Source organism: Streptomyces cyaneofuscatus (genome assembly GCF_033109485.1).
Taxonomy (GTDB): domain Bacteria; phylum Actinomycetota; class Actinomycetes; order Streptomycetales; family Streptomycetaceae; genus Streptomyces; species Streptomyces cyaneofuscatus.
In genome coordinates this window covers 608,919-628,183 of the sequence record NZ_CP137002.1, presented here as the reverse complement: position 1 = coordinate 628,183, position 19,265 = coordinate 608,919, and the positions used below count along the sequence as shown (strand labels likewise).

Annotated in this window: 18 protein-coding genes; 6 read left to right on the top strand and 12 right to left on the bottom strand. The window is 71.2% G+C overall.

The window, feature by feature from the left end; genetic code table 11:
- Positions 1-12: 12 nt before the first annotated feature.
- Genes R2B67_RS02560 through R2B67_RS02550 form a run of 3 tightly spaced genes read right to left on the bottom strand, consistent with a single transcriptional unit; the run spans position 13 to position 3,234 of the window.
- Positions 13-852 carry a carbohydrate ABC transporter permease gene (locus R2B67_RS02560; RefSeq protein WP_317824765.1) on the bottom strand — a complete coding sequence of 280 codons (840 nt, stop codon included), beginning with the start codon at positions 850-852 and terminating at the stop codon, positions 13-15.
- A 46-nt stretch (positions 853-898) separates the two neighbouring features.
- Positions 899-1,909 carry a carbohydrate ABC transporter permease gene (locus tag R2B67_RS02555; protein ID WP_317816207.1) on the bottom strand — a complete coding sequence of 337 codons (1,011 nt, stop codon included), beginning with the start codon at positions 1,907-1,909 and terminating at the stop codon, positions 899-901.
- 11 nt (positions 1,910-1,920) lie between these two features.
- Positions 1,921-3,234 (bottom strand): ABC transporter substrate-binding protein, encoded by a 1,314-nt coding sequence (locus tag R2B67_RS02550; protein WP_317816205.1) that lies wholly within the window; start codon positions 3,232-3,234, stop codon positions 1,921-1,923.
- Positions 3,235-3,376: 142 nt separating this feature from the next.
- Between R2B67_RS02550 and R2B67_RS02545 the strand changes: the two genes are divergently transcribed.
- Entirely contained in the window at positions 3,377-4,723 is a 1,347-nt protein-coding gene (locus R2B67_RS02545; protein WP_317816203.1) for an ROK family transcriptional regulator, read from the top strand.
- A 22-nt stretch (positions 4,724-4,745) separates the two neighbouring features.
- Here the strand turns inward: R2B67_RS02545 and R2B67_RS02540 are convergent, their stop codons facing one another.
- Entirely contained in the window at positions 4,746-5,834 is a 1,089-nt protein-coding gene (locus tag R2B67_RS02540) for a LacI family DNA-binding transcriptional regulator (protein ID WP_317816201.1), read from the bottom strand.
- 229 nt (positions 5,835-6,063) lie between these two features.
- Here R2B67_RS02540 and R2B67_RS02535 point away from each other — a divergent pair, with 229 nt between their 5' ends.
- Entirely contained in the window at positions 6,064-7,449 is a 1,386-nt protein-coding gene (locus R2B67_RS02535; RefSeq protein ID WP_317816199.1) for a transglycosylase family protein, read from the top strand.
- On the opposite strand, the gene R2B67_RS02530 is transcribed toward R2B67_RS02535, so the two are convergent.
- On the bottom strand, positions 7,419-8,519 hold the full coding sequence (locus tag R2B67_RS02530) for a DMT family transporter (RefSeq protein WP_317816197.1): 1,101 nt from the start codon (positions 8,517-8,519) through the stop codon (positions 7,419-7,421). The two genes, R2B67_RS02535 and R2B67_RS02530, sit on opposite strands and share 31 nt — an antisense overlap.
- Before the next feature lie 243 nt (positions 8,520-8,762).
- Between R2B67_RS02530 and R2B67_RS02525 the strand changes: the two genes are divergently transcribed.
- Complete coding sequence (locus R2B67_RS02525; protein ID WP_317816195.1) at positions 8,763-9,467, top strand: (2Fe-2S)-binding protein; 705 nt, start codon at positions 8,763-8,765, stop codon at positions 9,465-9,467.
- Positions 9,468-9,526: 59 nt separating this feature from the next.
- On the opposite strand, the gene R2B67_RS02520 is transcribed toward R2B67_RS02525, so the two are convergent.
- Positions 9,527-9,889 (bottom strand): STAS domain-containing protein, encoded by a 363-nt coding sequence (locus R2B67_RS02520; RefSeq protein WP_317816193.1) that lies wholly within the window; start codon positions 9,887-9,889, stop codon positions 9,527-9,529.
- Positions 9,890-10,110: 221 nt separating this feature from the next.
- On the bottom strand, positions 10,111-10,626 hold the full coding sequence (locus R2B67_RS02515; RefSeq protein ID WP_317816192.1) for a MarR family winged helix-turn-helix transcriptional regulator: 516 nt from the start codon (positions 10,624-10,626) through the stop codon (positions 10,111-10,113).
- Positions 10,627-10,712: 86 nt separating this feature from the next.
- Between R2B67_RS02515 and R2B67_RS02510 the strand changes: the two genes are divergently transcribed.
- Positions 10,713-11,885, top strand: a complete 1,173-nt coding sequence (locus R2B67_RS02510; RefSeq protein ID WP_317816190.1) for a PP2C family protein-serine/threonine phosphatase — start codon at positions 10,713-10,715, stop codon at positions 11,883-11,885.
- A gap of 77 nt (positions 11,886-11,962) precedes the next feature.
- On the opposite strand, the gene R2B67_RS02505 is transcribed toward R2B67_RS02510, so the two are convergent.
- The 5 genes from R2B67_RS02505 to R2B67_RS02485 all read right to left on the bottom strand — a co-directional run bounded on the left by R2B67_RS02505 (position 11,963) and on the right by R2B67_RS02485 (position 16,955).
- Complete coding sequence (locus tag R2B67_RS02505) at positions 11,963-12,418, bottom strand: ATP-binding protein (RefSeq protein WP_109980532.1); 456 nt, start codon at positions 12,416-12,418, stop codon at positions 11,963-11,965.
- Between the two features lie 96 nt (positions 12,419-12,514).
- Positions 12,515-12,958, bottom strand: a complete 444-nt coding sequence (locus tag R2B67_RS02500) for a response regulator (protein ID WP_018513106.1) — start codon at positions 12,956-12,958, stop codon at positions 12,515-12,517.
- Positions 12,955-14,604 (bottom strand): sensor histidine kinase, encoded by a 1,650-nt coding sequence (locus R2B67_RS02495; protein WP_317816187.1) that lies wholly within the window; start codon positions 14,602-14,604, stop codon positions 12,955-12,957. Before R2B67_RS02495 ends, R2B67_RS02500 begins: the two co-directional genes overlap by 4 nt.
- Positions 14,601-15,854 (bottom strand): PP2C family protein-serine/threonine phosphatase, encoded by a 1,254-nt coding sequence (locus tag R2B67_RS02490; RefSeq protein WP_381074922.1) that lies wholly within the window; start codon positions 15,852-15,854, stop codon positions 14,601-14,603. Before R2B67_RS02490 ends, R2B67_RS02495 begins: the two co-directional genes overlap by 4 nt.
- Positions 15,855-16,058: 204 nt before the next feature.
- Positions 16,059-16,955 carry an RNA polymerase sigma factor SigF gene (locus tag R2B67_RS02485; RefSeq protein WP_317816185.1) on the bottom strand — a complete coding sequence of 299 codons (897 nt, stop codon included), beginning with the start codon at positions 16,953-16,955 and terminating at the stop codon, positions 16,059-16,061.
- A 235-nt stretch (positions 16,956-17,190) separates the two neighbouring features.
- Between R2B67_RS02485 and R2B67_RS02480 the strand changes: the two genes are divergently transcribed.
- A complete protein-coding gene (locus R2B67_RS02480; protein ID WP_317816184.1) occupies positions 17,191-18,675 on the top strand; it encodes an SDR family NAD(P)-dependent oxidoreductase in 1,485 nt (494 codons plus the stop codon).
- A 398-nt stretch (positions 18,676-19,073) separates the two neighbouring features.
- Entirely contained in the window at positions 19,074-19,250 is a 177-nt protein-coding gene (locus R2B67_RS02475; protein WP_015612873.1) for a hypothetical protein, read from the top strand.
- Positions 19,251-19,265: the final 15 nt, after the last annotated feature.

Here is a 19,265-nt window from a genome sequence, read left to right as displayed (position 1 = left end):
TTTCTGCGGAGGTCACTTGACGGCTCCCGCGGTGAGTCCGGCGACCAGGTAGCGCTGCAACAACAGGAACCCGGCGACGATCGGCACGCTCACCACGAGCGAGGCGGCCATGACCTGGTTCCAGTAGACGTCGTTCTGCGTGGCGTACCCCTGGAGGCCGACGGAGAGGGTCCGGGTCGCGTCGTTGGTCATGACGGAGGCGAAGAGGACTTCGCCCCAGGCCGTCATGAACGAGTAGACGGAGACGGCGACGATGCCCGGCACGGCGGCCGGCACGACGACCCGGAAGAGGGCGCCGACCGGTCCGCAGCCGTCCACGAGGGCGGCCTCGTCGAGGTCCTTCGGGATGGAGTCGAAGTACCCGATCAGCATCCATATGGAGAACGGCAGCGAGAACGTCAGATAGGTGAGTATCAGGCCGCCGCGTGAACCGTAGAGGGCGACGCCGGTGGAGCTGCCGATGTTGACGAAGATGAGGAACAGCGGCAGCAGGAAGAGGATGCCCGGGAACATCTGCGTGGAGAGCACCGTGACGGTGAAGACCCGCTTGCCCCGGAACGTGTAGCGGCTCACCGCGTAGGCGGCGAACACCGCGATGGTCACCGACAGCACCGTCGCCGAACCCGCCACGATCAGCGAGTTGACGAAGTACTTGGCGAGCGGAACGGTCTTCCAGATGTCGAAGTAGGGCTGGACCGTCAGCGTGGAGGGGATCCACTGGAACTTCCCCGACACGTCCTGGAGCGGCTTCAGCGAGCTGCTGACCATCACGTAGACCGGCAGCAGGACGAAGCCGGCGAGCAGCGTGAGGACGATGCGCCGCGTCCACAGGAAGGACTGCGGGGCGGCCATCGGGGAGCGGGTACGCGACCGGGAGGCGCCCGGGGTCCGCGTGAGGCTAGACATCGGCGCCCTTCCTTCCGCGTGAGGTGAGGATCAGGTAGACGGCCGTCACGACCAGCAGGAAGAGCAGCAGGAGGACGGACATCGCGGAACCGGTCCCGAAGTTCCACGTGACGAACGAGGACTGGTAGATGTGGATCGAGATGAGGTCCGCGCTCTCCGGCGCCGATTTGCCGAACAGGACGTACGGCGTGTTGAAGTCGTTGAACGTCCAGAGGAAGAGCACGAGGACCAGCACCTGGTTGACCGGGCGCAGCGAGGGCAGGGTGATCCTGCGGATCTGCTGCCAGATGCCGGCGCCGTCGATCGAGGCGGCCTCGTACAGCTCACGCGGGATGTTCTGAAGGCCCGCCATCAGCATGAGGAAGGCGAACGGCCAGCCCTTCCACACCGAGACGATGATCAGCGTGTAGATGCTGTTGTCACCGATCAGCCAGAAGGACGGCTCATCGGTGATCCCGAGCTGGTCGTGCAGCACGTGGTTGATCAGGCCGTTGTCCCGCTGGAACATGAACGCCCAGGTGATGACGGCGGCGTAGACCGGCAGGGCGTACGGGACGAGGAAGATGGCCCGCAGGACGCCCCGGCCGCGGAAGCTCTCCTGGAGGAGGATCGCCGCCGCCGTGCCGAGCAGCCAGGCGAAGCCGACCGAGAAGAACGTGAAGACGCACGTGACGAAGAACGAGTGGAGCAGGGCCTCACCGATCGGCGCGTCGAAGTCGACGGCGATGCGGTAGTTGTCGAGGCCGGTCCAGGGCGCCGCACCCCAGTTGTTGATGAAGAACTGGGTGAGCTGACGGAAGCTCATCACGATCCCGATGATCATCGGGACGATGTGGATGAGCAGTTCCAGCAGGACGGCGGGCAGGAGCAGGAGATAGGGCAGTCCGCCTTGGCGGATCCGGTCGGGGATGCGCGGCAGTCTCCTGCGCGCACCCCCGGTGCCCCGGCTCGTACCCCCGGTGGCCGACTTGACGGCCTCGGGGTTGGTGACGGTGGCGGTCATGGATCAGGGCCTCACTGCTGCATCGACTGCTGGGCCTTTTCGAGGCGTGCCTTGACGGACGCCTCCGTCACCGGACGTCCGGCGGCGGCGTCCGCCCACAGCTCCTTGACCGCGGTGCCGACCGCCGTCTCGAACTGCGACTCGTTGGGGACCTGGGGGAGCGGGGCGGCGCTGGTGGAGAGGGTGTCGCGCAGGACCTTGAGGTCGGGGGCGCCGAAGGCCGCGTCGGCCTGGGCCTCCTTGACCGGCGGGATCGACCCGTAGGTCTTGTTGAGGTGCTTCTGCTCCTCGTCGCTGGTCATGAACTTCACGAACTTCTTGGCGCCGTCGATGTTCTTGGTGTTCTTGAACACCGCGATGTTGATGCCGGCGACCATCGAGTTGACCTGCTTGCCCGTGCCCGGAGCGCCTGCCGGGACCGGCACCGGGGCCGCGCCCCAGTCCTCGGGCTTCATGCCCTGGGCGGCGAAGGTGGAGGCGGCCGCCTGCCACAGCACCATCGCGGTCTTGCCCTTGGCGAAGTCGGTCAGCGACTGGTTCTGGGCGTACTCCGCGTTGCCCGGAGCGATGATCTTGTCCTTGGCCATGAAGTCGATGTACTGCTTCACGGCGGCGACGGCACCGTCCGAGGTGAAGGTCGCCTTGCCGTCCTTGTCGAAGAAGTCGGCGCCGTGCTGCTGGCCCAGGACGAAGGTCTGGTGGATGTTGTTGGAGAGGTTGCCGCCCTCGGCGCCCAGGCCCCACTTGTCGCCCTTGGATATCTTCTTGCCCGCCGCGACGAGCTCGTCCCAGGTCGTCGGGGGCTTCTCGATGCCCGCCTCGGCGAACATCTTCTTGTTGTAGTAGAGCGCGTACGCCAGCGAGTACAGCGGGACGGCGGCGGGCGGCTCGCCCTCCTTGCCGGCCGAGGCGACCGCCGAGTCGACGAAGCGGTCCCGACCGCCGATCGCCTCGAAGTTCTTCTCGTCCCACGGCAGGAGCGCGCCGGTCGCCTGGAGCGACGCCGACCAGGTGTTGCCGATGTTCAGCACGTCCGGGCCCTGACCGGACGCGGTGGCGGCGAGGATCCGGTTCAGCAGGTCGGCCCACGGCACGACCTCCAGCTTCACCTTGATCCCGGTCTCCTTCTCGAACTTCTTCAGCTCGGGAGTGAGGATCTTCTTGTCGGCCTCGATGCTGGGGCCCTGGTTGGACGCCCAGTACGTGAGGGTCTTCGGGGACTCGTTGCTCCCCGTGCTGCCGGTCGACCCGCCGCCGCAGCCGGTGGCGGCGACGGTGATGGCGATCGCTAGGGTGACGGCGCTTGCGGCTCTGAGGTGACGCATGTGAGGTGGCCCCTTTCCGGGGATGGCTGCGTCCGGCGGACCGAACGGCCTCCATGACTTAATTTATGCCGTGATTTAAGAGGTGAGAGAAGGTCGCGTCAAGATCTGGGACCAGGTATGTTCCTGGACGGGAAGGAGCAACATGGCCGAGCGCAACAGACGAACCGTGCGTGACCTGCGGCGGGGCAACCGGGCGAGGGTATTGCAACGGTTGTATTTCGACGGTCCGCTGAGCCGCCAGGAGCTCGGACCGGCCACCGGGCTGAGCTCGGGATCCATCAGCAACGTTGTTGCCGAACTGGCCGCCGAGGGGCTCCTCCAGGAGGCCGGCATCGTCGACTCCGACGGCGGCCGCCCCCGTACGCTGCTGAAGGTCGCCCCGGACGGCGGGCTGCTGGTCGGCATCGACATCGGGGAGACCCGGGTGCGCGTCGAGCTCTTCGACCTCTCCCTCACCGAACTGGCCCGCACCGAAAGGCTGCTGGCCCAGCACGGATACGACGTCGAGCGCATCGTCGCCCATGTCCGTACGGGCGTCGCCGACGTCCTGCGCGACGCGGGCGCCGACCCGCACCGGCTGCTCGGCATCGGCGTCGGGGTCCCCGGCATCATCGAGCGCGAAGGGCCTCAGGGCCCCGACGGCAGGCGCACCGCCGTGGTGCACGGCCAGACGATCGGCTGGCAGGCGGTCCCCTTCGAGCAGCTGCTCCGCGAGGCCGTCGACGTACCGCCCGAGGTTCCCCTCTTCATCGACAACGGCGCCAAGACGCTCGGCCGGGCCGAGATGTGGTTCGGCGGCGGGCGGGGCGCGGGCGCCGCCGCCATCGCCCTCATCGGCTCCGGGGTCGGCGCCTGCGTCGACCACGGCGACATCCTCGCCGAGGACCGCACGAGCCTCGCCCTAGAATGGGGCCACACCACCGTCCAGCTGCGCGGCCGCCGGTGCCGCTGCGGCTCCATCGGCTGCCTGGAGGCGTACGCCGGCGCGGAGGCGCTGCGCGAACGCTGGCGCGAGGCGGGCGGCCCGCTCCCCGAGGACGCCGACGACGAGACCGCCCTCGCCGCACTCCTCGCCGCCGCCTACCCCCCGCCGGGCGGCCCCGCCCCCGACGCGGTCGCCCTCTCGCTCCTCGACGAGACCGCCGAATGCCTCGGCGCGGCCCTCGCGGACCTGGTCAACCTCTTCCTGCCCGAACGCATCCTGCTCGGCGGCTGGGCGGGCCTGCTGCTCGGCCCCCACCTGCTCCCCGACATCCGCCGGTACGCGAACGAGTACGCCCTGCGCCACGCGGCGGCCCGCACCACCATCGAGATGGGCCGGCTCGGCCCGGACGCGGTCACCGTCGGCGCCGCCACGCTCCCGCTGGCCGACTTCCTGACCCGCGGCGGCAGCCGCCCGGCCCCCGGCGCCCGGCCGGACGGCACCGGCGCACCATCGCGCACGGCGACGGAGACCGTACGCAACCGGAGCCGTACGAAGGCGAGTTGACGGCGGGGAGCGGGCGAGGCCGCTACGCCGACCCCCGCACCACCAGCTCCGGTTCGAAGATGACCGAGGTGGCCGGGGCGGCCGGGCGGGCCATCCGGTCCAGGAGCAGGCGGGTCATCTCGGCGGCCATCTCCTCCACCGGCTGGCGGACCGTGGTCAGCGGCGGCCGGCACGCCAGGGCGGCGCTGCTGTCGTCGAAGCCGACCACCGCCACGTCCTCGGGCACCCGGCGGCCGTGTTCCCGCAGGACATGGCAGGCCCCCATCGCCATCAGGTCGTTGGCGGCAAAGACCCCGTCCAGATCCGGATGCTCCGCGAGCAGCCGCTCCATCGCCGCCTCACCGCTCTCCTGGGTGAACTGACCCTCCGCGATGGGGGTGTACGGGTGCCCGTGCCGCGCCATGGTGTCCCGGAAGCCGGCCAGCCGGGCCTGGCCCGCCGGCACGTCCAGCGGGCCGCTGATCGTCGCGATCCGGCGGCAGTCCCTGGCCAGCAGGTGCTCGGCCGCCAGCCGGGCGCCGTCCTGGTGGGCGAGGTCGACGTAGCTGATGGGGACGGGCCGGGCGGGGCGCGCGTAGAGGACCGCCGCGAGCCCCGCCTCCGCGAGCAGGCCGGGCAACGGGTCCTCGGCGTGCGTGGAGACGATGAGCGCCCCGTCCGCGCTGCCCTGCCGCAGATACGCCACCACCTCGTCGCGGGCCCGCGAGGTCTCCGCGAACATCAGCACCGGATGCATCCCGCGCGGCCGCAGGTAGTTGACCACTCCGGTGACCACCCGGCCGAAGAAGGGGTCGGCGAAGACCTGCGCGGTGAAGGACCCGTCGTCCCCGGCCGCCCGTGAACCGGCGCCCTCCGGGCCCGGTCCCGGTTCGACGCCCGCCCCCGACACCACCAGCGCCACGGCGTCCGCCCGCCGGGTGACCAGGGAGCGGGCCGCCCGGTTCGGCGCGTAGCCCGTGACGGAGACCGCCTGCCGTACGACCTCCTGGATCGCCGGATCGACGTTGCGCACACCGTTGATGACCCGGGAGACGGTGGCGCGCGAGACACCGGCGGCCCGCGCCACGTCCTCCAGGGTTGGTGCTCCGGCCGACCGCAGATCATCCGTCATGAGCGCCTTTATAGCACCTGCGGAGAGCGCTCTCCATCCGCAACCGCCCGCCCCTTTCCCGCCCCTTGCGCAGCGGGCGGGCGGGGATGGTCCGTTGGGCCCAGGGGCGAAATCCGGCCACAGACTCGACCACGGCGGCCGACTATCACGTTTCGCTTGTGATCAGCCTTCGCGCCGCCCTACGTTTGCCCCGCTTGCGACATCTCAACGCCAGTGGGGGAGACCCGTCATGGCCGCAAACGGTCGGCACCGCAGATACCAGCCCAGCCGGATCAACCGTGCCTCGCTCACGGTCACCGCGGGCGGTGCGGGCCTAGCACTCCCGCTCATCACCGCGACCTCGGCGGGAGCCGCCTCGGGGGAGGTCTGGGAGAAGGTCGCCGCCTGTGAGTCGAGCGGCAACTGGGCCATCAACACGGGCAACGGCTATTACGGCGGGCTGCAGTTCAGCGGTCCGACCTGGGCTGCCTTCGGCGGTACGCAGTACGCGCCGCGCGCCGACCTCGCCACCCGGGACCAGCAGATCGACATCGCCGAGCGGGTGCTCGACGGCCAGGGGCCCGGAGCCTGGCCGGCCTGCTCCGTGAAGGCCGGGCTCACCCGGGGCGGGGACGCACCCGACACCACCCCGCAGAGCGCGGGCACCCGGCCCGTCCAGGCCGCGGCGCCGCAGAGCGCCCCGCCCCGGAAACCGAGGACGACGCCCGCCGCGGCGACACCGACCCACGTACCGGGCAAGCGCGACGCGTACACCGTCGCGAGCGGCGACTCGCTCTCCGGGATCGCCGACGCCCAGCGGGTCAGCGGCGGCTGGCAGCAGCTCTACGCGGCCAACCGCACGGTCGTCGGTGACGACCCCGACCTGATCTTCCCCGGCCAGCGGCTGAGCCTCATCCCGCGCGGCGGGGAGGGGGCGGACGTCCGGAAGCCCGCACCGCCGCCCGAGCCGCAGAAGCGGCAGGCGGCGCCCAAGCCCAGGTCTTCGGAGCAGCAGGCGGCAGGGGCCCGGGCCGACGAGGCGAAGAAGGCCGAGCAGCGGGCGGCCGAACAGAAGCAGGCCGAACAGAAGCGGGCCGAAGAGAAGCGGGCCGAGCAGCAGAAGGCCGAGCGGGAGCGGGCGGAGCAGAAGCGGGCCGAGCGGAAGAAGGCCGAGCAGAGGCAGGCCTCGCCCAAGCCGCAGAAGCAGGCGCCAGCGGAACGCGCCGTGAAGCGCTCCGGCATGAGCGCCCCCGTCGCCGCCTCCACCGGAACCGCCTACCGCCAGGCCGGCTCCTGGTCCAGCGGCTATCACACGGGCGTCGACTTCCCCGTACCCACCGGGACCTCGGTGAAGGCCGTGGCCTCGGGCCGGGTCGTCTCCTCCGGCTGGGCGGGGGCGTACGGCTACGAGGTGGTCATCCGCCACGAGGACGGCAGGTACAGCCAGTACGCCCACCTCTCCGCCCTCCATGTGCGGGAGGGGCAGTCGGTCTCCGGAGGGCAGCGGATCGCCCGCTCCGGCTCCACCGGCAACAGCACCGGCCCGCACCTGCACTTCGAGGTCCGCCTCGGCCCCGGCTACGGGTCGGACATCGACCCGCTGGCCTACCTCAGGGCGGGCGGCGTCAGCGTCTGAACCGTCCGCTCCGAGTGCGGGGCGGCGGCCGGCTCACCGCGCCGGTCGTGCCCCGCCCGGCGCGTACCACCGAACTCCACCCGCGGAACCGCACCGCCGGGCCGCAGCGGCAGCGGCGGAACGTACGTCGACCCGACTGCGGCCGGCGCCTCCTCGGGCCACACCTGCGCGCCCTGCGCACCGCTGCCTTCCTGCTCCGCGCCCTGAGCGCCGTGCGGCCTCAGGCGCCCCTGCCCGGCCTGCTCCGCGCTCAGTCGCTCCTTCGTGAGCAGGACCAGGCCGCCCGCCGCCAGCGCCCCGCAGAAGAGCGCGAGGACCGTGCCGGCGGCGCCCTGGCGGAAGTGCTCGCCGAACAGCGTGATCCCGATCGCGGCGGCCACCACGGGGTTGACCACCGTCACCGTCGCCAGCGGGGCGGCGAGCCCCGCACCCCGGTAGGCGGCCTGGGAGAGCAGCAGGCCCGCCGCCGCGAGCCCGGCGATCACCAGCAGCGTCGGGAGCCCTGAGCGCACCGAGCCGGACGTCCACTCCATGGCCACGGTCTTGGTGAAGACCGAGGCCATACCGAACGCCCCGCCGGCCGCCGTGGCCAGCACCGCGCTCCGCAGCACCGGCCGGTGCAGCGTCCGGGCGAGCAGCATGAGTGCGCCCACCGCCCCGAAGGTCACCGTGGCCAGTGCCAGCTGCTCGGGCCCGCCCAGGGTGTGCGGCTCGGCGTCGCCCGTGAGGGCCAGCAGCCCGACGAGACCGGCCGTCGCCATGAGCGCACCGCGCCAGGCTCGCGCCCCGGCCCGGCGGCCGACGAAGAGGGCCGCCATGGGCAGGGCGAAGACGATCGTCAGCGCGCCGAGCGGCTGGACCAGGCTGAGAGGCCCGTAGGCGAGGGCGACCACGTGCAGGACCGCGCCGACGCCGTTGAGGAGCACCGCCACCCACCAGACCGCGTTGCGCACCAGGGCGTGCGGGGAGTTGCCGCCGCGCGCGGCCACCCGCTCCTGAACGATCGCCCCGGCCGCGTAGGCGACCGCGGAGACCAGTGACAGCAGCACAGACAGCGCGAGGGGGCTCATGTACACCACGATGTCCTGTCCGGGGCGCCACGTCGTCGTCCTTGAGACGTCACTTCCGCGTACTGCCCCAGTAGTACGGACGGAGGACCGAGGTCCTCCCCTCGACGGTAGTCCTGCCGGGCCCGGCCGTCAGAAGTTGTGCACCGGCGGATACGGTGAGCGGCGCGGACGGCACACGGCGTCGCCGGACGCGGGCCGCGCTCCGGCGCCGACCCGGGGATCGTGGCGAGTGAGGAGCGGGGCATGGACCTGGAGCGGACGGCCTCGGTGGGCGGCTTCTTCACGCTGCGGACCGCGCCGGTCCCCGGCGGCTCCCACCGGCCGCTGGCGGAGCTGTACGCGGGCGGGACGGCGCCCCTGACGGCGCGGGTCGACAAGGTCGCGGCGCGGCTGGTCACCCCCGAACGCCGGGTCGCCGCCTCCATCGCCCATCTCGGCCTCGCCGCCCGGCTCTGGTCCATCGCGCTGGGCCCGGCGGCGCTCTTCGGCCGCATCCCCGCCCTCGTACCGGACACCCTGCACTGGGACCCGCAGCGCACCTCGCCGGAGGACCTGTGGCTCGCGGACCCCGAGGAGCTGCCCGGCACGGCCGACCGGATCCGCGAGCAGGTCCAGTACGGGCATCTGGTGCCGCTGGCCGAGGCCGTCCGGCGCGACGGGAACATCTCCCCGCAGCTGCTGTGGGGCAACGCCGGGTCCGCGCTCGCCGGGGCCGTACGCGAGCTGGTCACCTGGGCGCGCGGGCAGGACCGCCCGGACGTGGCGCAGCGGGCCCGGGCGCTGGCGGCCGAGCTGTTCGACCACCCCGACCTGCGTTCCACCGGCTCCCCGCACGGTCCGGCGTTCCGGCGGCGGAGCTGCTGTCTGTACTGGCGTTGTCCGGGCGGCGGGCTCTGCGGCGACTGCGTCTTCGACCGTGCGCCGGGCCGGACGGACGCGGCCCGGTAGACGCGGGTCCAGGGCCGTAACGGCCCGCCGCCCACGGCCGCCGGGCCCGGAGATGTCGGTCAGGAGGGCAGGGCCGCGTCTATGGCCTCGTCGACGTCCTGCAGGACGGGGATCGCGCTGTCGAGCCCGATCATCCCGATCAGCCGCCGTACGAACGGGGAGGGCGCGGCGAGCCGCAGCCGGCCGCCGAGCGCGGTCTGCCCCTGGAGCAGCACGTTGACCGTGGTGGAGTCGGCGAAGCCCACCCCCGAGAGATCCACGACGACCGGTCCGGAACCCTCTTCGGCCGCCGCTTCCAGTGCTCGGCCGAGCGGCGGAACGCTGTCGATATCGAGGTCACCCGACACGGTGAGGACCAGAGCACCCCGTTCTCGACGGGCATTGATTCTGACGGCTCTGTCTTCGTTGGGCGATGGTTGCACGGAAGGCACCTCGGGCGGTTCGGGTGGATGACGGATGCCGGTGCGCCGGACGGGTCGGCCTCGTTCCGTCCCTGCTCACGGCGGGGTACGGGACAACGATAGAAGGAACGGTTGCCATTTGACAACATTTGCCATTGGGTAACAATCTGATCCGCAACGGTTGAAGGATCAGCCGTCGGCGGTGACGCACCGAGAGAAGCGGAAGCAGGAGCTGGATGAGGCTAGGCGCTGTCGGCGACATCATCGCGGAGCAGGGGGCCCGCCGCACCCGTTTCCGGCGAGAGCCTGTCCGCGGCCGCCGCGTGGAAGGCCGCCAGGCCCTCCGCGAGCGCGGCCACGGCGGCCGGTTCCATACGTTCCAGCACGGCGCTCAGCTCGCGGGCGCGCAGGGCCCGGTACTCTTCGAGGAGGGCCCGGCCGCGCAGACTCAGCCGCAGCACCACCTCGCGCCGACTCGTCGGGCTGGGTGCCCGCTGTACGAGCCCCATCGCCTCCATCCGGTCGCAGAGCCGGCTGACCGACGGCGCGCGCGAGCCCAACGCCTCGCCCAACGAGCGCAGATTGGTGCCCTCCTGCTTCTCGATCACGAGCAGGGCCCGGAGCTGGGAGGGCGATACGGTGCCCGAAGCGGCCGCTTCCTGGCCGCGGCCCCAGAGCACTTCCAGCAGCTCCGAGGCCGCGGAGGCGTCGGCGGACACCTCTGCGCGGGTGCGCGGGCGGCGTGCGGAGTGGGGCATTCATCCACTCTGTCATCCGTCGGCCCCGCTTGTCAGCCCGGACCCAGCCCCTACGACGTCGCAGGACGAAGAATGTACGAGAGACCGTGAACAGAAGACCGGACATCGAGACGGCTGTGAGGGCCGCCGCTCCGCACGCGCTGCTGTCGACGCTGCGCCCCCTGCTGACCGACGCCTACGGGGCTCTGGCGGTGGAGCTGCATCTGGCCGACTACGGTCTGAGGGTCCTCAAGCGCCTGGACGGGGCCGACGGCGAGGAGGAGCCGCTCTCCCTGCACAACAGTGCGGAGGGGCGGGCCTTCGGCAGCCAGAAGCCCCGCGAACAGCAGGTCAGGCAGGGCGACGCGGTCGATCACTTCCTCCCGGTGACGGTGCGCGGCGAACGCCTCGGCATTCTCACCGTTCGGCTGCCCGCCGAGCGGTCGGTGCCGGAGGTGGTGGGTGAGCTGACCTATGTGGCCGATCTGCTGGGCCACGAGATGCTGGTCGCCGAACGGGACACCGACATCTACCAGCGCGCCCGGCGCACCACCCGGCTCACTCTGGCCGCCGAGATGCAGTGGCAGCTGCTGCCCGCCCGGGCCTGCACCGCCGCCGAGTTCGCCATCGGCGCCCAGCTGGAGCCGGCGTACTCGATACACGGCGACAACTTCGACTGGGCGGCCGACGCCGAGGAGCTGACCCTCGCGGTGACCAACGGTATGGGCGAGGGCATACAGGCCTCGCTGCTCACCAACCTCGCGGTGAACGCCCTGCGCAACGCGCGTCGGGCCGGCATCGGCATCGCCGACCAGGCGGCCCTGGCCGACCAGGCGATCTACGACCAGCACCGCGGGGCCTCCCACGTCTCCACGCTGCTGCTCCGCTTCGAGCTGGCGACCGGCCGGGTAGGCGTCGTGGACGCCGGATCGCCGCAGCTGTGGATCCAGCGCGGCCGCACGGTCCGGCGCATGGAGCTGGAGGCCCAGCTCCCGCTCGGCATGTTCGAGGAGTCGCACTACACGGTCCAGGAGTTCCACGTGGAGCCCGGCGACCGGCTGCTGCTGCTCAGCGACGGCGTCTACGAGGCGGTGTCCCCGGCGGGGGAGGCGTACGGCGAACGGGCGCTGGCCCGCGCCATCCAGTCGACGCGGCTGCTGCCGGCGGCGACCGTCCCGCGCGCGATGCTCGGCGAACTGGCCGAGTACCGCGTCACGGAGACACTCGACGATGCGCTGGTGGTCTGCCTGGACTGGTTCGGCCGGCAGCACGACAGCTGAGGCCGCAACACGATGCCCCCGAAGGACGCGTCACGCGTCCTTCGGGGGCATCGTCGTGTCCGGGTCAGGTCTCCGGGTCAGGTGGAGAGCTGGAACTCCGCACGGATCCGCTTGCCGACCGGCACCCGCTCCGCCGTGAGCCGGTCGCACAGGGCCACGACGATCTCCATGCCGTGCCCGCCCAGCCGGGAGGGGTCGGGGCCGTACAGCACGGGCATCGCCGTACTGCTGTCGTACACCGTGACGCTCATGACCTCGGCGTTCCCCTCCAGCTCCAGGAGGTACGGGCCGTGGCTGTAGCGGTCGGCGTTGGTGACCAGCTCGCTCACGGCCAGCATCAGATCGCTGCGGGTGTGCTCGCCGATCGGCGCCAGGCACTCCACCGCGAGCCGGGTGAGGAAACGGTCCGCCAGGGCGCGCGCGAGCGCGATGCAGCCCGGCTCGCCGTCGAAGACCTCGGCGCTCAGCAGTACCTCCGGGGACCGAAGACCCTGGCCGGGGTCGTCCGGTGGCGAGGTGACCTCTGTGTTCATGTGCTCCAGCCAGGCGCCGCAGTGAGGTCGGAGACCCTATTCCGCCATTCGTCTACCCGCGTCAAAGGATCCCACTCCAGGCGATCCGGACCGATCCTACGCACGTCCGGGCAGCCGCACCACGGTCACGAAGAATTCATCGATCTGACGTACCGCCGCGATGAACTGATCCAGGTCCACCGGCTTGGTCACGTACGCGTTGGCGTGCAGCTTGTAGCTGCGCAGGATGTCCTCCTCGGCCGAGGAGGTGGTGAGGACGACCACGGGGATGAGCGACAGCTCGGGGTCGCCCTTGATCTGCTCCAGGACCTGCCGCCCGTCGTACTTGGGCAGGTTCAGGTCGAGGAGCACCAGGTCGGGGCGGGGGGCGTCGGTGTACTCGCCGCGCCGGTAGAGGAAGTCCAGCGCCTCCTGGCCGTCGCGCACGACGTGCAGGGTGTTGCGGATCTTGTTGTCCTCGAACGCCTCACGGGTCATGAGCTCGTCGCCGGGATCGTCCTCGACCAGGAGGACCTCGATGGGTTGTACGGGGGTGTTCACGAAGGGTCTCCCGGCTGGCTGATGGTCAGGGCCGGAGCGAGGGGCTCGGCCGTGGTCTGCTGGGGCGCCTCGGGCGCGGCAGGCAGGGTGAAGTGTATGCGGGTGCCTTCGCCGGGTTCGCCGTCCAGCCAGATCCGGCCACCGTGGAACTCGATGATCTTCCGGCAGAGCGCGAGGCCGATGCCCGTTCCCTCGTACTCGTCGCGCGCGTGCAGCCGCTGGAAGATCACGAACACCTTGTCCGCGAACTCGGGCGCGATCCCGATCCCGTTGTCCGAGACGCTCAGGTGCCAGTCGTCGTCCTCGCGTACGCAGTCGACGGTGATCCGGCACTCCACGTCCTCCCGGCGGAACTTGACCGCGTTGCCGATGAGGTTCTGCCAGACCATCGTGAGCGCCGTGCCGTCACCGAGCAGCTCGGGCAGCTCCCGCGGCCGCTCGATCACGGCCCCGGACTCCTCGACGGCCAGCGTCAGGTTGCCCAGCGCACGGTCCAGGGCCCGGTCCAGATCGACCGGCTGCCGGCCGTCGTTGAGCCGGCCCACCCGCGAGAAGGTCAGCAGATCGTTGATGAGCACCTGCATCCGCTTGGCGCCGTCCACCGCGAAGGCGATGTACTGCTTGCCCCGGTCGTCCAGCTCCTTGCCGTACCGCTTCTCCAGCAGCTGGCAGAAGGAGGCGACCTTGCGCAGCGGCTCCTGGAGGTCGTGCGAGGCGACGTACGCGAACTGCTCCAGCTCGGAGTTGGAGCGGCGCAGCTCCTGCGTCTGCTCGGCGAGCAGCGTCTCGCGGCCCTGCGCCCCGTCCAGCTCGTCGACCAGCCGCCGCCGCATGTCCTCCACGGCCCCGGCCATGGCCCGGACGTCGGAGGGCCCCTTGACCTCGATCCGCTGGTCGAAGGCGCCCGACTGTACGCGCTCCGAGGCGGCGCGCAGCCGGTTCAGCGGAACGCCCACCACCCGGTGGAGCAGCACGCTGAGCGCCACCACGGTCAGGACGAAGACGGCCACCAGGGCGAACAGCACCTGGTCGCGGGTGGTGCGGGCGTCGTTCAGCTCGGCCCGTACGGTGTCGCGGGCCTCGGAGAGGTGTGTCTGCTGGGCACCGTAGGCTCGCCGCAGCGCGTCGAAGTCCGTCTTGCTGCTCTGCAGCTGCGCCGAGGCGCCGTCCACGCTCGGCCCCTGCTCGCGGACCATCTTCAGCAGCGGCTCGGCCTTGTTCTCGCGCCACTGCCGTGCGACGGTCTCGATCGCGTCGAGATCCTCGGCGAACTGCTTCTGCCCGCCGACCAGCTGCCGGGCCCGGGTCAGCCGGTCCCGCTCGGCGGCCTTGCCCGCCTCGTACGGTTCGAGGAACGAGTCGTCGCCCGTCAGGGCGAAACCGCGGACCCCGGTCTCCTGGTCCAGCAGGGCGTTCTGCAACTGGAAGGAGACCGACCGCGCGGGCTGTATTCGGTCGACCAGATCGGTGGTGTGGTCCGACATCCGGGCCAGCACCAGCCCGCCGGCCACCAGGCAGCCGCAGACGACCACGATGAAGCCGCCGAGGATCAGGTGCACCCAGTTCTGCACCGAGAACCGGGCGGCCACGCCGGAGCCCGCCGGGTCCTTCCCCGTGTCGTGACGTGTGGACTGTTCCGTGCTCATGAAAGTTCCGATCCCCAGCCCAGATGCAGGACTGCCACATCATCCGCAAGTCCGCCGTAGGGGGCGGCTCCCTCGGCGGCTCCGGCCACCAGCGCGTCGACGAATCTCCGGCCCGGCAACGGCCCGTAGGCCCGGGCCATCTCCAGCAGCCCTTCCTCACCGAGGCGGCTGTCCGGACCGTTGCGTCCTTCGAAGAGTCCGTCGGTGAAGAGTACGAGACCGTCACCGGGGACCAGCGGCAGGTCGACCGTGGGCCACCGGCCCATCCCGGGGAGCAGCCCGAGTGCCATGCCGCCCTCCGGCTCCACCCAGCGGACCTCCTCGCCCCGGCGCAGCAGCAGCCCCGGGTGTCCCGCCCGCACGATCTGCACGCTCCGCCCGTCGGGCGCGAAGGTCAGGGAGGTCATCGTGGCGAAGACGTGCGAGTCCGAGCGCTCGGCGACCAGGATCTCCTCCAGCAGCTCGATCTGCTCCAGGTGGGAGGTCCCGCACAGCACGGCCGTACGCCACGCCACCCGGAGGCAGACCCCCAGCGCGGCCTCCGCCGCACCGTGCCCCGAGACATCACCGATCACCGCGTGGACCGCGCCGTCGGCGGTCTGCACGACGTCGTAGAAGTCACCGCTCAGCAGCCCGTGGACGCGCCCCGGCTCGTACCGGGCGCGCGCCTGGAACCGGTCGTCCCGCAGCAGCGGGACGGGCAGCAGCCCGCGCTCCAGCCGGGCGTTCTCCTGGGCGATCAGCTGATTGGACCTCAGCGCCGCCGCGGCCCGTTCCACTTCCTTGCGCTGGAGGGCGTAGCGGATCGCCCGCGACAGCATCTCGGGGTCCAGCCGCCCCTTGACCAGGTAGTCCTGGGCGCCTCCGGCCACCGCGCGCAGCCCCGTGCCCGACTCGTCGAGACCGGTGAGGACGACGATCGCGGCCTCGCTGTCGGACTCCAGGATCTGGCGTACGGCGTCCAGACCGTGGACGTCCGGGAGGTGCAGGTCGAGAAGGACGCAGACGGGGGTGGCACAGGTGCGCAGGAAGGCGCGGGCCTCGGCGAGCGTCTTGCGCCAGGTGAGGGCGGAGTCCAGCTCGCTGTCGGTGAGCATCTCCTCGACCAGCAGCGCGTCGCCCGCGTCGTCCTCCACCAGGAGGATGGTCGCGTCGACGTTCCACAGGAGGGTGCTGGGAGAGGAGTCGCCGGTGATCTCCTGCTGGGAGGGGATGCCGGCGGTGCCCACAGGTTTCAGAGACATGCCCATGGGTGACTCGGCCAACCCCTCCACCCCCACACACGAACGGCTCAGCCCATCCGGCCGATCGTCGGGAAGCATATGTGATCGGCGGCCCCGGCAGATGCCACGGGCCGCCGGTCTGACAGGAAGCGGTCGGGCACCCAGGAGGGTGCCCGACCGGTCGAACGGCGGGTGCCGGGGAGATCCGGACAGGTCAGGAAGTGAGCGGACTCACGCCTCGACGCTCATTCCCTTACGCAGTTGCTTGACGATCCGGGTCAGCAGCCGCGACACATGCATCTGGGAGACGCCCAGCTCCGCGCCGATCTGCGCCTGGGTCATCTCGGCCCCGAACCGCATCTGCACGATCCGGCGCTCCCGGTCGTCCAGCTGCTCCAGCAGCGGCGCCAGGGTGTGCAGGTTCTCGACGGTCTCCATGCCCGGGTCGGCCTCGCCGAGCACATCGGCGTACGCGCGCTGCTCCTGCCCGGAGTCGCTGTCCGCCGAAGGGGTGTCGAGGGAACCGGCGGAGTAGCCGTTGGCGGCCACGAGCCCCTCGATGATCTCCTCCTCGGGCAGGTCGAGGTGGGCGGCGAGCTCCTTGACCGTGGGGTCGCGGTCCAGCTCCGCGGAGAGCTGCTCCTTCGCCTTGGCCAGGTCGACCCGCAGCTCCTGGAGGCGGCGCGGCACGTGCACGGACCAGGTGGTGTCCCGGAAGAACCGCTTGATCTCGCCCACGATGTAGGGGACGGCGAAGGTGGCGAACTCGACCTCGCGGGAGAGGTCGAAGCGGTCGATCGCCTTGATCAGCCCGATCGTGCCGACCTGGATGATGTCCTCGGTGTCGTCGCCGCCGCGGTTGCGGAAGCGGGACGCCGCGAAGCGCACCAGGGAGAGGTTCATCTCGATCAGGGTGTTACGGGCGTACTGGTACTCGTGGGTGCCCTCCTCCAGAACCTGGAGGCGGTCGAAGAACACCTTGGACAGGGCTCGCGCGTCCTTGGGAGCGACCTTTCCGGCGTCCTCCACCCAGGGCAGTTCCTCGGCGCCGACATCGGTCCGCGCGCCGGCCAGGTCGTCGCTCAGCGGCGCCGTCGCTCCGGTGGCTCGCACAGACATCGCCGTCATGGTGTCACCCTCCCTGTCACCCAATGTGTCGGACGGTCGCCTTCCCGGTCGTTCCGAAGTCATGCCTGCCTTTTCGAGAAAGTTTTCCGGCCCCTGTTTTCGGGTCCCTGTCCGGGCCGTCGCCCGCGCAGCCCGCCCGAACGGAGCAGCCTCACGCGCATGGCAAACTTGAGCGGGGTGTTTCGGCCTGCGGTGATCCCTGACCCGCGGCGATGAAGATGACAGAGGAACGGCAATGACGGTGACAGAGGACAGCCCGGAGCTCGCTCCCGGAATCGACGAGTTCGGTCCCGGCATCGACCCGGAGCGGCTGGCCGTCTGCCTGAGCGTGCTCGACGAGCTCGACCGCATCGAGGTCGACCACCCGGACGCCATCGCCGTCCGCCGGGCCACCGCCGGGATCTACCGCACCGTGAAGCAGCGCCGCCGCCAGGAGCGCCGGGCCGCCAAGACCGCCCACGACCGGGCCGTCACCGAGGCGACCGCGACCGGCTCGGCCGAGCGCATCGACGACGAGACGCAGGGCGTCCTGCCGTCCTCCTCCGCCCAGTCGGAGATCGCGGGCATACTCCAGCGCCCCCGCTCCTGCTACATCTGCAAGACCCGGTACGTCGAGGTGGACGCGTTCTACCACCAGCTGTGCCAGCCCTGCGCCAAGGAGAACCGCGCCCGCCGCGACGCCCGCACCGACCTCACCGGGCGCCGGGCGCTCCTCACCGGCGGCCGGGCGAAGATCGGCATGTACATCGCGCTGCGGCTGCTGCGCGACGGGGCGCACACCACCATCACCACCCGCTTCCCCAACGACGCGATCCGCCGCTTCAAGGCGATGGAGGACAGCGACGAGTGGATCCACCGGCTGAAGATCGTCGGCATCGACCTCCGCGACCCGGCCCAGGTCGTCGCGCTGGCCGACTCCGTCGCCGCCGAGGGCCCGCTCGACATCCTCATCAACAACGCGGCCCAGACGGTACGCCGCTCCCCGGGGGCGTACAGCGAGCTCGTCAACGCCGAGTCCGCTCCGCTGCCCGCGGGCGCGCTGCCCGCCGCCGAGGTCATCGGCACCTTCGGCAGCGGCACGGTCGACCGGGTGGCCGCCCTGCCCGCCGCCCGCAAGGAGGGCCTCAGCGCCCAGGAGGTCACCGACCTCGCCCTGGTCACCGGCTCCGCCTCCCCGGCCCGGATCGCCGCGGGCACCGCGATCGACGCGGGCGGGCTCGTCCCTGACCTGCACGACACCAACAGCTGGGTCCAGACGGTCGAGGACGTCGAGCCGATCGAGCTCCTCGAAGTCCAGCTCTGCAACTCCACCGCGCCGTTCATCCTGATCAGCCGACTCCGCCCGGCGATGGCCGCCACCGCCGCCCGGCACGCGTACGTCGTCAACGTCTCCGCCATGGAGGGCGTCTTCAGCCGGGGCTACAAGGGCGCGGGCCACCCGCACACCAACATGGCCAAGGCCGCGCTCAACATGCTCACGCGCACCAGCGCCCAGGAGATGTTCGAGAAGGACAACATCCTGATGACGGCCGTGGACACCGGCTGGATCACCGACGAGCGGCCGCACCCGGACAAGATGCGGCTGGCCGAGGAGGGTTTCCACGCCCCGCTGGACCTCGTCGACGGCGCGGCCAGGGTCTACGACCCGATCGTGCGCGGTGAGGGCGGCGAGGCGCTCTACGGCTGCTTCCTCAAGGACTACGCCCCCGCGAACTGGTAGCCCCCGCGAACTGGTAGGCCCGGCCTCCGTCGGCGTAACCCGACCGGCTCAAGCGGAACCGCACCTTCCGTGCGGCGGCCGCAGACCCGGCCCAGGATGGATCCTGGGCCGGGTTTTCGCTGTGCGAAGTGGCCGAAAGTGACCCACTGCACACGTTCTATCGAGCGCGGAGCCGCTCATTTGGTTACTCTGAGGCGAACGGACGCCATCGAGGAGCCCACGAAGGTTCCCCGACCGTCCCGGGACAGGTCTGCAACCCGACCGCCGTCCCGCCCCGACACGGCGCCACCGCGACCGACATATCTCAAGCCCCTGCCCCACTCCGGGGCGGTCGATCTCCGGCGCCGCAGCCGGAGCGTAGGCCCCGCCCCGGGTGACGCGACACAGAGGAGTGCGCGGTGACGACACCAGAACTGACGATGCGCGAGAAGCGACCCGCCGAACGGTACGGGGAGCGGACCGCACGGCCCGAGAAGCTCCGGAACATCGAGGTGTGGGCCCGGTCCGCACCGATCCGGCTGGCCGGCTACGAGGACGACCTCGCCGAGCCGCACATTCTGCCCGGCATCGACTGACCGCTCGCAGGCCTC

What these genes read in the sequence shown, in the direction of transcription:
- R2B67_RS02560 (WP_317824765.1), bottom strand. Translation starts at nt 852, where the DNA reads ATGGCCGCCCCGCAGTCCTTCCTGTGGACGCGGCGCATCGTCCTCACG.
- R2B67_RS02555 (WP_317816207.1), bottom strand. Translation starts at nt 1,909, where the DNA reads ATGACCGCCACCGTCACCAACCCCGAGGCCGTCAAGTCGGCCACCGGG.
- R2B67_RS02550 (WP_317816205.1), bottom strand. Translation starts at nt 3,234, where the DNA reads ATGCGTCACCTCAGAGCCGCAAGCGCCGTCACCCTAGCGATCGCCATC.
- R2B67_RS02545 (WP_317816203.1), top strand. Translation starts at nt 3,377, where the DNA reads ATGGCCGAGCGCAACAGACGAACCGTGCGTGACCTGCGGCGGGGCAAC.
- R2B67_RS02540 (WP_317816201.1), bottom strand. Translation starts at nt 5,834, where the DNA reads ATGACGGATGATCTGCGGTCGGCCGGAGCACCAACCCTGGAGGACGTG.
- R2B67_RS02535 (WP_317816199.1), top strand. Translation starts at nt 6,064, where the DNA reads ATGGCCGCAAACGGTCGGCACCGCAGATACCAGCCCAGCCGGATCAAC.
- R2B67_RS02530 (WP_317816197.1), bottom strand. Translation starts at nt 8,519, where the DNA reads ATGAGCCCCCTCGCGCTGTCTGTGCTGCTGTCACTGGTCTCCGCGGTC.
- R2B67_RS02525 (WP_317816195.1), top strand. Translation starts at nt 8,763, where the DNA reads ATGGACCTGGAGCGGACGGCCTCGGTGGGCGGCTTCTTCACGCTGCGG.
- R2B67_RS02515 (WP_317816192.1), bottom strand. Translation starts at nt 10,626, where the DNA reads ATGCCCCACTCCGCACGCCGCCCGCGCACCCGCGCAGAGGTGTCCGCC.
- R2B67_RS02505 (WP_109980532.1), bottom strand. Translation starts at nt 12,418, where the DNA reads ATGAACACAGAGGTCACCTCGCCACCGGACGACCCCGGCCAGGGTCTT.
- R2B67_RS02495 (WP_317816187.1), bottom strand. Translation starts at nt 14,604, where the DNA reads ATGAGCACGGAACAGTCCACACGTCACGACACGGGGAAGGACCCGGCG.
- R2B67_RS02490 (WP_381074922.1), bottom strand. Translation starts at nt 15,854, where the DNA reads ATGGGCATGTCTCTGAAACCTGTGGGCACCGCCGGCATCCCCTCCCAG.
- R2B67_RS02485 (WP_317816185.1), bottom strand. Translation starts at nt 16,955, where the DNA reads ATGACGGCGATGTCTGTGCGAGCCACCGGAGCGACGGCGCCGCTGAGC.
- R2B67_RS02480 (WP_317816184.1), top strand. Translation starts at nt 17,191, where the DNA reads ATGACGGTGACAGAGGACAGCCCGGAGCTCGCTCCCGGAATCGACGAG.